This is a genomic window from Guyparkeria halopsychrophila, from assembly GCF_044582135.1.
Classification (GTDB): Bacteria; Pseudomonadota; Gammaproteobacteria; order Halothiobacillales; family Halothiobacillaceae; genus Guyparkeria.
Genome location: NZ_JBDODP010000003.1, coordinates 105,789 through 119,406, shown reverse-complemented (window position 1 = coordinate 119,406; position 13,618 = coordinate 105,789). Strand labels below are relative to the sequence as shown.

17 protein-coding genes are annotated in these 13,618 nt (G+C 65.5%); 8 read left to right on the top strand and 9 right to left on the bottom strand.

Annotation, left to right across the window (positions count from 1 at the left end; genetic code table 11):
- Positions 1-4 precede the first annotated feature (4 nt).
- The 9 genes from murA to ABGV18_RS02495 all read right to left on the bottom strand — a co-directional run bounded on the left by murA (position 5) and on the right by ABGV18_RS02495 (position 7,210).
- Positions 5-1,264 carry a UDP-N-acetylglucosamine 1-carboxyvinyltransferase gene (gene murA, locus ABGV18_RS02535; protein ID WP_396584668.1) on the bottom strand — a complete coding sequence of 420 codons (1,260 nt, stop codon included), beginning with the start codon at positions 1,262-1,264 and terminating at the stop codon, positions 5-7.
- Positions 1,257-1,625, bottom strand: coding sequence for an STAS domain-containing protein (locus tag ABGV18_RS02530; protein WP_396584667.1), 369 nt, complete (start codon positions 1,623-1,625; stop codon positions 1,257-1,259). The genes murA and ABGV18_RS02530 overlap by 8 nt, the downstream gene beginning before the upstream one ends.
- A complete protein-coding gene (locus ABGV18_RS02525) occupies positions 1,606-2,250 on the bottom strand; it encodes an ABC transporter substrate-binding protein (RefSeq protein WP_396584666.1) in 645 nt (214 codons plus the stop codon). Before ABGV18_RS02525 ends, ABGV18_RS02530 begins: the two co-directional genes overlap by 20 nt.
- Before the next feature lie 82 nt (positions 2,251-2,332).
- Positions 2,333-3,742, bottom strand: a complete 1,410-nt coding sequence (locus ABGV18_RS02520; protein WP_396584665.1) for a TolC family protein — start codon at positions 3,740-3,742, stop codon at positions 2,333-2,335.
- A complete protein-coding gene (gene mlaD / locus ABGV18_RS02515) occupies positions 3,739-4,197 on the bottom strand; it encodes an outer membrane lipid asymmetry maintenance protein MlaD (protein WP_396584664.1) in 459 nt (152 codons plus the stop codon). The genes ABGV18_RS02520 and mlaD overlap by 4 nt, the downstream gene beginning before the upstream one ends.
- 4 nt (positions 4,198-4,201) lie before the next feature.
- Positions 4,202-4,990: a lipid asymmetry maintenance ABC transporter permease subunit MlaE gene (gene mlaE / locus ABGV18_RS02510; RefSeq protein ID WP_396584663.1), complete on the bottom strand. Its 789-nt coding sequence runs from the start codon at positions 4,988-4,990 to the stop codon at positions 4,202-4,204.
- A complete protein-coding gene (locus ABGV18_RS02505) occupies positions 4,987-5,814 on the bottom strand; it encodes an ATP-binding cassette domain-containing protein (RefSeq protein WP_396584662.1) in 828 nt (275 codons plus the stop codon). The genes mlaE and ABGV18_RS02505 overlap by 4 nt, the downstream gene beginning before the upstream one ends.
- Positions 5,811-6,299, bottom strand: a complete 489-nt coding sequence (locus ABGV18_RS02500) for a hypothetical protein (protein WP_396584661.1) — start codon at positions 6,297-6,299, stop codon at positions 5,811-5,813. Before ABGV18_RS02500 ends, ABGV18_RS02505 begins: the two co-directional genes overlap by 4 nt.
- Positions 6,300-6,349: 50 nt before the next feature.
- The gene (locus tag ABGV18_RS02495; protein WP_396584660.1) at positions 6,350-7,210 is read right to left on the bottom strand and encodes an SUMF1/EgtB/PvdO family nonheme iron enzyme; all 861 of its coding nucleotides are present in this window, start codon (positions 7,208-7,210) and stop codon (positions 6,350-6,352) included.
- 165 nt (positions 7,211-7,375) lie between these two features.
- Here ABGV18_RS02495 and ABGV18_RS02490 point away from each other — a divergent pair, with 165 nt between their 5' ends.
- From ABGV18_RS02490 to ABGV18_RS02455, 8 genes are all read left to right on the top strand, one after another.
- Complete coding sequence (locus ABGV18_RS02490; protein ID WP_396584659.1) at positions 7,376-8,362, top strand: KpsF/GutQ family sugar-phosphate isomerase; 987 nt, start codon at positions 7,376-7,378, stop codon at positions 8,360-8,362.
- Positions 8,362-8,895 carry an HAD-IIIA family hydrolase gene (locus ABGV18_RS02485; protein ID WP_396584658.1) on the top strand — a complete coding sequence of 178 codons (534 nt, stop codon included), beginning with the start codon at positions 8,362-8,364 and terminating at the stop codon, positions 8,893-8,895. The genes ABGV18_RS02490 and ABGV18_RS02485 overlap by 1 nt, the downstream gene beginning before the upstream one ends.
- Before the next feature lie 2 nt (positions 8,896-8,897).
- The gene (gene lptC / locus ABGV18_RS02480) at positions 8,898-9,521 is read left to right on the top strand and encodes an LPS export ABC transporter periplasmic protein LptC (protein ID WP_396584657.1); all 624 of its coding nucleotides are present in this window, start codon (positions 8,898-8,900) and stop codon (positions 9,519-9,521) included.
- A 65-nt stretch (positions 9,522-9,586) separates the two neighbouring features.
- Positions 9,587-10,141 carry a lipopolysaccharide transport periplasmic protein LptA gene (gene lptA, locus ABGV18_RS02475; protein WP_396584656.1) on the top strand — a complete coding sequence of 185 codons (555 nt, stop codon included), beginning with the start codon at positions 9,587-9,589 and terminating at the stop codon, positions 10,139-10,141.
- 7 nt (positions 10,142-10,148) lie between these two features.
- The gene (lptB, locus tag ABGV18_RS02470; RefSeq protein WP_396584655.1) at positions 10,149-10,925 is read left to right on the top strand and encodes an LPS export ABC transporter ATP-binding protein; all 777 of its coding nucleotides are present in this window, start codon (positions 10,149-10,151) and stop codon (positions 10,923-10,925) included.
- 224 nt (positions 10,926-11,149) lie between these two features.
- Positions 11,150-12,625, top strand: coding sequence for an RNA polymerase factor sigma-54 (locus tag ABGV18_RS02465; RefSeq protein WP_396584710.1), 1,476 nt, complete (start codon positions 11,150-11,152; stop codon positions 12,623-12,625).
- Between the two features lie 21 nt (positions 12,626-12,646).
- On the top strand, positions 12,647-12,940 hold the full coding sequence (hpf, locus tag ABGV18_RS02460) for a ribosome hibernation-promoting factor, HPF/YfiA family (RefSeq protein ID WP_396581719.1): 294 nt from the start codon (positions 12,647-12,649) through the stop codon (positions 12,938-12,940).
- A 180-nt stretch (positions 12,941-13,120) separates the two neighbouring features.
- Positions 13,121-13,603, top strand: a complete 483-nt coding sequence (locus tag ABGV18_RS02455; protein WP_396584654.1) for a PTS sugar transporter subunit IIA — start codon at positions 13,121-13,123, stop codon at positions 13,601-13,603.
- The last annotated feature ends 15 nt before the right edge of the window (positions 13,604-13,618 follow it).

Below are 13,618 nucleotides of genomic sequence, written 5' to 3'. Positions count from 1 at the left end.
GTGATCAGTTCGTGATCCGTTGGATATTGGCGCCGAGGCGGGAGAGCTTCTCTTCGATGGACTCGTAGCCCCGGTCGATGTGATAGATGCGATTGACGACGGTTTCGCCGCTGGCGACCAGCCCCGCCAGCACCAGGCTGGCCGAGGCACGCAGGTCGGTCGCCATGATGGGCGCCCCCGAAAGGAATTCCACGCCACGGATGACCGCGGTGTTGCCCTCGATGTGGATGTCCGCGCCCATGCGCTGGATTTCCTGGACGTGCATGAAGCGGTTCTCGAAGATGGTCTCGACCACCGTGGAGGTCCCTTCGGCCACCGCGTTCATCGCCACGAACTGCGCCTGCATGTCGGTGGGGAAGCCCGGGTGCGGTGCGGTACGGATATTGACCGCCTTGGGCCGACGCCCGTGCATGTCGAGGCGAATCCAGTCCTCGCCCAGCTCGATCTCCGCGCCGGCCTGTTCCAGTTTGGCCAGCACAGCGTCGAGGAGCTCGGGACGGGTGTCGCGCACCAGGATGCGCCCGCGCGTCATCGCCGCGGCGACGAGATAGGTGCCGGTCTCGATCCGATCCGGCAGCACGCGATAGCGCACGCCGTGCAGGCGCTCGACGCCGTGAATGCGAATCACGTCGCTGCCGGCGCCTCGCACGTCGGCCCCCATGGCGTTGAGGAAGTTGGCCAGGTCGACCACCTCGGGCTCGCGTGCGGCGTTCTCGAGCACGGTTTCGCCCTGGGCGAAGACCGCCGCCATCATCAGGTTCTCGGTGCCGGTGACCGTGACCTGGTCGAGCACGATGCGCGCGCCGACCAGCTGCTCGGCGGATGTCTCGATGTAGCCACCCTCGACGCGCACGTCGGCGCCCAGCGCCTCGAGCCCCTTGAGGTGGATGTCCACCGGACGGGTGCCGATCGCGCAGCCACCCGGTAGGGAGACGCGTGCCTGCTTGAACCGAGCGAGCATCGGGCCGAGCGTGAGGATGGAGGCGCGCATGGTGCGCACCAGGTCGTAGGGCGCCTCGAGGGTATCGACCGTCGTCGTGTCGACCTCGACGCTCATGTGGTCGCCCACCGTCAGGGTTGCGCCCATCCGGCCCAGCAGCTCCATGGTGGTGGTCACGTCCTGCAGGTGCGGGACGTTCTCGATGGTCACCGGCGAGTCGGCGAGAAGCGAGGCGGCCATCATCGGCAGTACCGCGTTCTTGGCGCCGGAAATGCGAATCTCGCCGTCGAGCGGCGTGCCGCCGCGGATCAGGAGCTTATTCATGAAATTGGATCGGGTCTCGGGCCGTGGGCGAATCGGGCTCATCCAGGCCGGTTTCGAGAGGCATCAGGCCTTCGAGACCGTAGACCGCCAGCATCTGGCGCATGGCCTGGGGCGCGTGAGTGTATCGCAGACGGATGCCTTTTGCCTCGGCGTGGGCCTGAATGGCGGCCAGCCAGGCCAGTCCAGCGGTGTCGATGCGCTCGACCTGGCCGAGGTGGACATCGACCTGTGGACCGACCACGTTTTCGGGGAGATCGGCCGGTTGGCGATCGAGACCCGCACGCAGCAGGGATCCACTCAGCCGGATCAACCCCGGTTCGACGCGCAGGTCCCAGCCGCGTTCAGCCCCAGACGTCTTCATTCTGCTCCCGCAGGGTTCGGATCAGCCCGTCGATGCCATCGCGCTGGATCTTCTGCGCGAAGCTGCCGCGATAGTTGTTGACCAGGCTGATGCCATCGACCATGACATCGTAGGACTTCCACGCGCCGTCGACCGGCGCCATGCGGTAGGCCACCGGCACGGTGCCCAGATCACCACCGGAAACCTCGGACTCGACCACCAACTCGTCGTCCGCGCCGCCCGGCTTGGTACCGATGATGCGGATTTCCTGGTCGCCCAACTCGGACAGGGGACCGGCGTAGGTACGCACCAGCAATCGCTGGAATTCCTCGGTGAACTGCTCGCGCTCGGCGGCGCTGGCCTGCCGGTAATAACGCCCCAGCACCAATCGGGTCATGCGCTCGGAGTCGACATGCGGCAGCAGCAGACGGTCGACAATCTCGAGCAGCGTCTTCGGTTCGGCCTCCACGGCGTCCCGATTGTCGCGAATCTCGGCAATCACCGCCTTGGCGGTCGATTCCACCAGTTCACAGGCATCCGCCTCGCTGGGCTCGGCACGCGCCGTCATGGCAAGACTGGTCAGCAACAACCCGATGACGGCAAGGCCGGGCCAACCGGCACCAGAGCGACGGGAAAACAGGGACATGGCAAAACTCATGGGAATCTCACTGATGGGATGACAGGGGTGCCGCGCAAACAGGCCGATCCGGGCTTGGCGGCGCGCGGGCTTACTGGGGGTAATCCCCCGTCGCGATCGCCAGCCTGGCGACACTCATGTTGTAGTCGTTGATGGTACGGAAGTACTCGGCCTGCACCTCGGTGTTGGCCTTGACCGCATCGGCCAGGTCCCCGCCCTCGGCGAGGCCCGCCTGATAATCCATGAAGGTCGACACCATCCACTTGCGGGTATTGCCCTTGGCCGCGTCCAGCGCCCGGATCTGTTGCTTCAGGCCGCGTGCTTGATGATAGGCCTCCGCGACCTGGAACGGGATGCCCTGACGGGCCAGTTTGGCCTTGGCCACCACGCCCTGGAGCTGGGCCTCGGCATCGCTGACGTTCGCGCGCATCACGCCCGGGTTGAACTCCCACTGCAAGCCAACCACCGGCGCGGCGTAGGCCTGGTTGAGCGGCTGGTTGATGTACGGGTTGTTCAGCCGATCGCGACCCGGTGTATAGGTCGCCCCGGCGATCAGCCCGGCATAGAGGTTCGGGTAGCGCTCGCTCTTGCGCGCGGCGACGTAATTGCGCATCGCCGCCTGGCCATTCTCCGCCATGGCCATCTCCGGGCGCTGGGCCAGGGCGCGATCGGCCAGTTCCCCAACCTCACCGTCAGGCAGGGCAACCGGCTTGATGCCGGAGTCGGCCAACTCGAGATTCGCATCGATCGGCACGCCGATGATGGTCTTGAGTCCGTCGATCGCGATCGATTCGACACTGCTCGCCTCGGCCAGGTAGCGCTCGAGCTGGGACACGCCGCTTTCCAGCGCGTACAACTGGCGCATCGGCACCTCGCCGGCCTCGGCATCCTTGCGCATGTCGTCACGCGTGCGATCCACCTGCTGCTTGACCCCTTCGAGCATCTGGCGCGTGTCACGGGCGGCCAGATAGCCCCAGTAGGCCCGACGCACGGTCAGCCAGGTCTCGCCACGGGCCAACGCCACTTCGGATGCCTTTACGTCACGGTTCAGGCGGGCCGCGTCGCCGTAATTCTCCAGCTTGCCGAAGGTATACAGCGGCTGAATAATCGAGACGGTCAGGCCACTGCTGACGCTGAAACCCTGGTCGAGTTCGTTGCCATCATCTCGCAGCGTGCAGGATTCGCCGGCCGGACAGGTATTGCTGCCGTTGGTGAAGATGCCGTCGCCAGCCTTCGGCGCCAGCCCCACGAACAGGTTGGCCGAGACCCGCGGCCCGCCCTCGCCTTTGACGCGCTCGATCGCCACCTGGGCGCGCGCAACGTTGGCGCGCTGCTCCTCGATGCGCGGATCGGTGTGCAGCGCCATCTCGGTGGCCTGCTCCAGGGTAATCGGCGCAGCCGGAACCCCCTCGGCCCGAACCGTACCGCCTGCCAGGGCAACCAAAGCCGCCATCACGACCAGCGATCCGCCCCGCTCAATGATTCCGTCTCGATTCTTCATTCTTTTGCCTTGTCGAACAAAAACTTGGAAACCATGCTTTCGAGAATGATCGCGGATTGGGTCATCGTGATCCGGTCGCCATCCTCGAGCGACTCCAGTGCACCACCGGGTGAGATCTCGACGTATTGAGACCCCAGCAGGCCAGACGTGTAGATGTTGGCGAAGGAGTCCGTCGGCAGGTTGTCGTACTGATCATCGATCACCATGCGCACCTCCGCCTGGAACGTCTCCGCATGAATCTCGATCGAGTCCACCCGGCCGATGGTCAGACCGGCCAGCTTGACCGGTGATTTCACCGTCAGCCCGCCGACGTTGTCAAACCGGGCCGTGACTTCATAGCCCGCCACGCGACTGCTGCCGAAGTTGCTCCACTGAAGCGCCATCACCATCAGAGCGGCGATCCCGGCGAGCACGAACAGCCCCACCACCAGCTCGACTCCGCGTTGCACATTCATTCCATCACGCCCCAAACATGAAAGCCGTCATTACAAAATCCAGTCCCAGCACGGCAAGCGAGCTCAGGACCACGGTCTGCGTCGTCGCGCGCGCCATGCCACTGGCGGTCGGTTCGGCCCGGTAACCCTCGTAAACCGAGATCAGAGCGATCACCGCGCCAAAGGCCAGCGACTTGATGGCACCGCCGCCGACATCGTCCCAGGCCTCCATCTGCTCGTGGATCTGGCCCCAGTACGACGACCCGTCGACACCGAGCACCACGACCCCGATCAGGTAGCCACCAACGATGCCGACCAGCGAAAACATCGCCGCCAGCAACGGCACCGAGATCATCGCGCCCCAGAAGCGTGGACCGATCACCCGCCGCATCGGATCGACCGCCATCATCTCCAGCGCGGCGAGTTGCTCGGTGGTCTTCATCAGGGCGATCTCGGCGGTGATCGCCGACCCGGCCCGCCCCGCAAACAGCAGCGCCGCCACTACCGGCCCCAGTTCGCGGACCAGGGACAGGGCCACCATCACACCGAGCGATTCAGTGGCATTGAAGTTCGACAGGATATTGTAGCCCTGCAACCCCAGCACCAGCCCGACGAACCCACCGGCGACGAGAATGATTACCAGCGAGAGCACGCCGGCGGCGTAGACCTGCTGCAGAATGTCCCGCGGGCGCGACCAGGTCGGAATCAGCACCCAGGCCAACTCGATCGCAAACAGTGCCATGGAGCCGGCGTGCTGCGCCCCGTCGAGGACCGACCGGCCAAGCCGGGCAATCGAATTCAGGACCGCATTCATTGCCCGCCTCCCAGGCCGAGGTCGACCGACAGCGGGGCCTCGTCTTCAGCCGCGTTGAGCGGCCCATCGGCAGCCCCGTCGAGAAATTGCGCCAGGGCCGGTTCCTGCTCGCGCTGCGCACGCACCTCGTCAGGGGTGCCTTGGCCGATGACCCGGCCGCCCGCGATGACGATCACCTGATCGGCGATGCTCATCGCCTCCTTGACGTCGTGGGTCACCACGATGCTGGTCAGGCCCAGGGCGTCGTTGAGCCGACGGATCAACCGCAACAGCACGCCCATGCTGACCGGGTCCTGGCCCGCGAAGGGCTCGTCATAAAGCATGATCTCCGGGTCGAGCGCCATCGCTCGGGCCAACGCGGCGCGGCGGGCCATCCCGCCGGAGAGCTCGGCCGGGTACTTGTCCCGGGCGGAACGCAATCCGACCGCCTCGAGCTTGAACAGGACGATGCGCCGAATCAGCGCCTCGTCCAGACGGGAATGGGCGCGCAACGGGAAGGCGACGTTTTCACCCACCGTGAGGTCGGTAAACAGGGCCCCGTTCTGAAACAGCACGCCCATGCGCCGGCGCAGGGCGTATAGCGCCTTGCGGCGGGCACGCGACACCTCGGTGCCGTCGACGAGCACCCGGCCACTCGCCGGGCGCACCTGCCCACCAATCAGACGCAGTAGTGTCGTCTTGCCGGTGCCCGAGGGGCCGAGTACCGCGGTGACCTCGCCGCGGCCGAAGCGCATGTCGACACCGTCGAAGATCACCTGGTCGCCACGGGCGAAATGCACCGCGTCGAGCTCGATCATGCCGGTGGTGGTACGTGAATCACTCACCGTCCCATCAACTCCGTCAGGGTGCGCAACCGGTCGACCGTGGCCACCGAGGGCGGCTCGCCGTCAACGAACAGGGCGGCCTCGGCGGGCGCCTGGTCGAGAAAAGCCGACAGCCAGGCATGCAGATCGGCCGGCTGGTCACTGGCCGGCACCAGGCCCACCACCGCCGGCTTACCGTGGGTATCGGGACGCCAGATCGGCGTATCACCCGTCAGGCGCACCACGGCATGGTGGCCGGCATCAGCCAGTGCCTGCCACGCCGGCGACCAGGCGGGCTTCTCGACCACCACGAACACCTCGCCGGGGGACTCCTCCAACTCGGCGAGTACGGTCTCGACATCCGGGTCGTCACCGGCCACCCACAAAGCGTCCTGCTCGTTGAGCAGGAAGGCCACGCGCCAGTCAGCCGGCATCTCGGGATCGAAGAAACTCGATTCGAGCGCCGGCGAACGCCGGAAACGCAGACCAAGATGTGTCGCCTTCATCGCGGGTGGCTACCTCGGAAAATCAATCGACCGCGCATGATACACGTCGCTCAGGCCCCGATCTCGCGCAGCAAACGAAAACCCAGATTCAGGTCGAATTCGTCCTGGTGACGACGGGCCCGCGAGCCGCTACGGCAGGCCCCTGGCGGATCGAACCACGACCCACCGCGCACCGCGCGCAGGTAACGGTATTTCCGATCGATGCTCCGATACGCCCGATCACCGGGGCGCGGCCCGTCGGCAAAGGCATCGCGCCAGTGATCCAGGGTGAATTCCTGCAGGTTGCCGTGCACCTCGAACAAGCCCCAGGCATTCGGCGGCAGGCTCCCCACGGGGACCGGCTTGCCCACGCCGCAGAGGAACAACCCGCGGGTGCAATGCAGACCGCCGGCACAATTGACCTCCTGTCGGCGGATTCGGTCGCCGAAACAGAACATGGTGTCGGTGCCCGCGCGGGCGGCGTACTCCCACTCGGCTTCCGTGGGCAGGCGATAGCTGTGCCCGGTGACCTCGCTCAGCCACCGCGCGTAGGCCTCGGCATCGCGCGCCGAGACGTTGTACATGGGAAATTCCGGATCGTTCCAGCTGAAGGGGCGTGGCCGGCGATGCCCGCTCGCCGCGAGGAACGCAGCATACTCGCGACGACGTATTGCCCCCCGGGTGATGGCAAAGGCGCGCTCAAAATGCACCTCGTGCCGCGGCTGCTCGACGGGGCGCGCACCATGTTCACTGGCCCGGCTACCCATCCAGCACCCACCGGGCGGAATCACGGCCACCTCGGGCGCCGGCTCGCCACCGGCATGGCCATCCCGGAAAAACACCTCCAGGCCACGATGGCGAGCCGCCTCGCGTTGTCGCTCGATCACCGCATCAACAAGATCGGCCTGAATGGCCGTGGCATCCGGCTGCATTCGCTCACCCCCAGGACAGAAACGGACTGACGTCGGAACCGGATAGATCGCCACCTGTCTTCACCGCCGCCTGTTCTAAAAGGTGCGACAAGCCACGGCGGTCCGTTCGCGTCGGACTGATATACTTCGAGCCCCAAAAATCTTAGCACGCCAACCGGATACCCCATGGAGCCCAACGCCCTGCATCCCGACAACCTGCTGCGCATGGCCCGCGAGGTGATCGATATCGAGCGGCAGGCCATCGACGCGCTGCCCGCAAGACTCGACCAGGCCTTCGTCGACGCCTGCCGTCTGATGCTCGATTGCGAGGCCCGGGTGATTGTTACAGGCATGGGCAAGTCCGGTCATATCGGCGGCAAGATCGCCGCCACATTGGCGAGCACCGGCACCCCGGCCTTCTTCGTCCACCCGGGCGAGGCGAGTCACGGCGATCTGGGCATGATTACCCAGCGCGACGTGGTCATCGCCCTATCTAACTCCGGGGAAACGGGCGAGATGTTGGCCATCCTGCCGGTGATCAAGCGTCTCGGCGTGGGTTTGATCGCCATGACCGGCCGTCCGCAGTCGACGCTCGCCCAGGCGGCCGACGTGCATCTGGACGTCGGCGTCGACCGCGAGGCCTGCCCCCTCAACCTTGCCCCGACCGCGAGCACCACCGCCACGCTCGTCATGGGCGATGCCCTCGCCGTCGCCCTGCTCGACGCCCGCGGCTTTCAGCCCGAGGATTTCGCCCTCTCCCATCCGGGTGGCTCGCTAGGCCGGCGCCTGCTGCTGCACGTGCGCGATGTGATGCATACCGGCGAGCAGCTGCCGCGGGTGGGGCCTCGGCACAGCGTCAAGCAGGCGTTGCTGGTGATGTCCTCGGGCGGGCTGGGCATGGCGGCCGTCGTCGATGAAGACGATCGCTTGCTCGGACTGTTTACCGACGGCGATCTGCGTCGCCTGCTCGATCAAAGCGATTTCGACCTCGACTGCCCGATCGAACGGGTGATGACCCCCGATCCGCGCACCTGCCCGGCCAACGTGCTCGCCGCCGAGGCGATGGCGATGATGGAGCGCGACAAAATCAACGGCCTGCTGATCGTCGACGAGAAAAAGCACCTGGTCGGCGCCCTGAATATGCACGATCTACTGCGGGCGGGAGTGGCGTAATGGCCGGGCATGACACGACATGGATTGAACGGGCGCGGCAGGTCCGGCTGCTGGTGCTCGATGTGGACGGCGTGATGACCGACGGCCGCCTGCACCTGACCGAGGATGGCGAGGAACACAAGATATTTCACAGCCGCGATGGCCACGGCATCAAGCTGATCCAGGAACTGGGCGTCGATGTCGCGATCATCACCGGGCGTTCGTCGCCCGCGGTCAGCCGACGGGCCAAGTCCCTGGGCATTCAGCACGTGGTGCTCGGCGCCACCGACAAGGGCCAGGCGATCGAGGAACTGGCGCAGTTGCTTGAAATCAGCCTCGACGAGATCGCCGCGATGGGCGACGACGTCCTGGACCTGCCGATGCTCAATCGCGCCGGACTGTCCGCGACGGTCAGCGACGCCCCCATGGTGATCCGCAGCCGGGTCGACTGGATCAGCCCGGTTCCCGGCGGCTACGGGGCGGTGCGGGCGCTCATCGACACGCTGATCGATGCGCGCGACCAATGGGGTGAAGTACTGGCGCGGTACCGCTGATCATGCGCTGGCCGCTCTCCTCACGGGTCAATCGCGGCCTGGTCGCCATCGCCGGGCTGGGATTGGTTGGCTGGCTGGCGTGGCAGAACCTCGCCGACGAGCTGGCCCAGCCAACCGATACAGCCGGCGGCTACGCCCAGCGCCTCGACAATGCCACCACCTGGCAATACGACGAGGCGGGCCAACTTGCCTATCGGCTTGAGAGCTCGCAGGCCATTCACCTCGACCAGACGACCACGGGAGACCACTACGAGCTCGACTCCCCGCGTGCCACCCTGCTGGATGCCGATCCGACCGTGCCGCCTTGGACACTGCGCGCCGAACGCGGCACGGTGACGGAGCGAGGCGAGACGGTCGAACTGGCAGGGTCGGTTCACGCGCAGCGCCAGCCGCACCAGGAGCGCGGATTGCTGGAACTGACCACCGAACAGCTTTGGCTCTATCCGGCACAGCGCCAGGCGCGCACCGACGTCCCGGGGCGTATCAGCGAGACCGCGCCGGACGGCACGCCCCGCTGGCACAGTAACGCCGAGCAGCTCGCCCTCGACTGGGGCGACAAGATCCTGACCCAGACCGGGCAGGTCCGCGACGAAATCCAACCCGGCACGACCGACAAAACCGACTAACCCACCCGACTCGGCACGGCAGCTACGCCACCCCGACGCCGGCGAGAAGGCAGGAAGATCACACCATGCAGATTCCAACGTATTCCAACCACTCAAGCCGCAACCACGCAACCTGGCTCGCGACAGTCGGCCTGTCACTGATGATCGGCCTGGGCACCCAGCCTGCATTGGCGGCACAGGCCGACCGGACGCAGCCGGTCAAGGTCCAGGCGGACAAGAAGGTGACCCGTTACCAGGAGGGCACCAGTGTCTACACCGGTAGCGTGGTGATCGACCAGGGCAGCCTGCATGCCACCGGCGACCGCGCGACGCTCTATCTTGAGGAGGGCGAGCTGGTGCGGGCGGTGCTCGAGGGTCACCCCGCCACCTTCCGCGAGCGCGATGACGAAGGCAACTGGGTCGAGGGCGAGGCGCGCGAAGCGGACTACCGCACCGCCGAAGGCAAGATCGAGCTGACCGACGAGGCCTGGCTAAAGCGCAGCGGCGACGACATCCGCTCCGATCGCATCACCTACGACCTGGAAAGCGAGGTGGTCGAGGCCGGCGAGGAAGGCGGCAACGCACGTGTCGAGATGACCCTGCAGCCACGCAACAAGAAAGACGACAACGGTGGGGACTGACGCAACGATGACCGCGGCAACCACCCAATCGCGCACTGCCTCCACCGAACAACGGCACCCCGCCCTGCTCGAGGTGCGCAGCCTGTCGAAGAGTTACGGGGCTCGTCCGGTCGTGCGCGATGTGTCATTGAGCGTCGAGGCCGGTGAGATCGTTGGCCTGCTCGGCCCCAACGGGGCCGGCAAGACGACCAGCTTTTACATGATCGTCGGACTGGTCGGGGTCGACCAGGGCGGGGTCTATCTCGATGGACACGACATCACGCACACGCCGATCGATCGGCGCGCACACCTCGGCCTGGGTTACCTGCCGCAGGAACCCTCGGTGTTTCGCAAGCTGACCGTGCGCGAGAACATCCTCGCCATCCTCGAACTGCGCCGCGATCTCAACGGGGCGACTCGCCGACGCGCGCTCGACGACTTGCTCCAGGAACTCAACATCACCCACATCGCCGGCTCCAAGGGCCAATCCCTGTCCGGTGGCGAGCGACGTCGCGTGGAAATCGCCCGGGCGCTGGCCGCCAACCCCCGCGCCATGCTGCTCGACGAGCCATTTGCCGGTATCGACCCGATCTCCGTGATCGACATCCAGCGCATCATCGAGCACCTGCGCGATCGTGGCATCGGCGTGCTGATCACCGATCACAACGTCCGCGAAACCCTCGGCGTGTGCAAACGCGCCTACATCGTCTCCGACGGCACAATCCTCGCCCACGGCACCGCCGACGAGTTGCTGGCAAACCAGTCGGTGCGGGACGTCTACCTCGGCCACGATTTCACGCTGTGATTCGTCTTGCCGAACCACCGATCGACCCAATCGGCGTTCGGCGTCCGCGGCAAAATCGTTGGCACAGTGCGCCTCCATTCGGCTAAACTGAACCTCATGCAAATTGCGTGCGCAACCTCACTTCATTACCCCACACCGGGCTCGGCAACACCCATGCCAGCCAACCACCTGGCCCGCATCACACCCGACGCTGACTCCACCGCGGGAGGCATGACATGTCCGGTATGAAGGCAGGACTCGAACTTCGCCTGGGCCAGTCACTGGCCATGACGCCACAGCTACAGCAGTCGATTCGACTACTGCAACTCTCCACCCTGGAGCTGAGCCTAGAGATCCAGCAGGCGCTCGACACCAACCCGTTGCTCGAGGTCGGCGAAGACGAGCATCCCGAGGAAGAGACGGCCGAGCAGGACGCCAAGGAAGAGCAGGACCCCGGCCTCCAGGCCGGCGAGGAACTCCTTGATGACCGCAAGGACAAGTCGGCCGATGACGACCTGGTGGTGGACTCGACCTGGGACGACTACTACGAGTCCGATGGCAGCACCCCCCTGAGTGCCAACGCCCCCGGCGACGACTACGACCCCTTCGCGACGCAATCGACCGGCGAAGACAATCTTCGTGATCACCTGCTGAGCCAGATCCATCTCGCCACGCTGTCGGAAACCGACCGGCGGATCGCCACCGCCCTGATCGAATCGATCGAACCATCCGGCTATCTCGACGAATCCCTCGAGGAACTCGTCGCCCTGCTGAAAGACGAGTTGCCGGGGATCGATGCCGAGGAAGTCGAAGCCACGCTTCACTACATCCAGCGACTCGATCCACTGGGCGTCGGCGCCCGCTCGCTGGCCGAGTGCCTGATCATCCAGATCGACCATCTTCATGCCGACGACCCGGCCGCCGCGGATGCCCGCGCCGTGCTCGAGGGCAACTGGCTCGAAGCGATCGCCCGGCGTGAGCTGCCGCAGGTCACCAAGGGGCTGGGCATCAGTCGCGAACGCCTCGAGGCGGCGCTGGGGCTCATCCAGTTGCTCGACCCCCGCCCCGGGCTTGCGATCGGAGACACGACGGCCGACTACATCAAGCCAGACGTGATTGTCACCCATCGGGAGGACGGCTGGCACGTCGACCTCAACCCGGAAATCGCGCCGCGACTGCGAGTGAACCAGACTTATGCCAGCCTGATCGATCGATCCAGCCGCGGCAAGGATGCCACCTACATCCGCAACCACCTGCAGGAAGCCCGCTGGTTCATCAAGAGCCTGCGCAGCCGCAATGAGTCCCTGCTGAACGTGGCACGCGAGATCGTGCGCCGGCAGATCGAGTTCTTCGAGCACGGCGAGATCGCGATGAAGCCCCTGGTGTTGCGCGAGATCGCCGAGACACTCGAACTGCACGAATCGACGGTCAGCCGGGTAACCACCAACAAGTACATGCTCACCCCCAGGGGCGTGTTCGAGTTCAAGTACTTCTTCTCCAGCCATGTCGGCACCAGCGACGGCGGCGAGTGCTCGGCGACCGCCATCCGGGCGCGCATCAAGAAGCTGGTCGAGGAAGAAAATCCCAAGAAGCCCTTGAGCGACGCCAAGATTGCCACCATGCTGGGAGATGAGGGGATCGACGTCGCAAGACGGACGATCGCCAAATACCGCGAGGCGATGGGAATTGCCTCATCAACCGACCGCAAGCGACTGATATAACGAACTTATAAGGAGCGGCTCATGCAGATCGACATCACCGGTCATCACGTCGACGTCACCGAGGCCCTCAAGGCCCACGTCCACGAGAAGTTCACTCGACTCGAACGTCACTTCGACAAGCTGGTGGATATCCACGTCATTCTGACCGTGGAGCGCAAGGAAGCGCAGAAGGCCGAGGCGAACCTGCACGTCAGCGGTCAGGACATGCATGCCGACGCGACCACCGACGACATGTATGCCTCCATCGATGCCATGATCAACAAGCTCGACCGGCAGATCGTCAAGCACAAGGAAAAGCTGACCAGTCACCGCTGAGCCCCCTCCGCCGGGCCACTCGTCGGCGGATGACGTGAAGGCAGCGACCAATCGCCCCCTTCACGACGTCGGAATCGGTGTTGCACAGCCGGCGCAACACGCTATGATGCGCGCCGATTCAACCATTCCCGCCCCGACCCGCGAGTGATCCTCGCGACCAGTCGACCGACAGGGTGCTTAATGAATACTGCCGAGCTATTTCCGATCCACCACATCCGGATCGACGAGCTGTACCAGAGCCGCAAGCGGGTTCTTGAGGTCCTTTCCGGCCTACTCGCCGACGATGAGCTCGGCGGCGAACAGGCCACCCGCATTTTCGAGGCGCTCGTCGCTCGAGAGCGGCTGGGCTGCACGGCAATTGGCCACGGCATTGCCGTTCCCCACGGTCGCGTCGACGATATCCTCACCCCGCGTGGGGCGCTGATCCGACTTCGTGAAGGCGTGGATTTTGGCGCGCCCGACGGCGCCCCGGTCACGCTGGTGATCGGCTTGGTCATCCCCGAGGATTGCCCGGAGCAACACCTGGAAATCCTCGGCCGACTGGCTCGTCACCTCAACGATGCCGACGAGCGGGAAACCATCATGGAGACCCAAAGCGCCGAGCGCGTGCAGGCCCTGATGGTAGAATGGCTCAAGGACGGCGCGGAAGCGACTGCGAGCTGACCCGGGCTGCGAGCC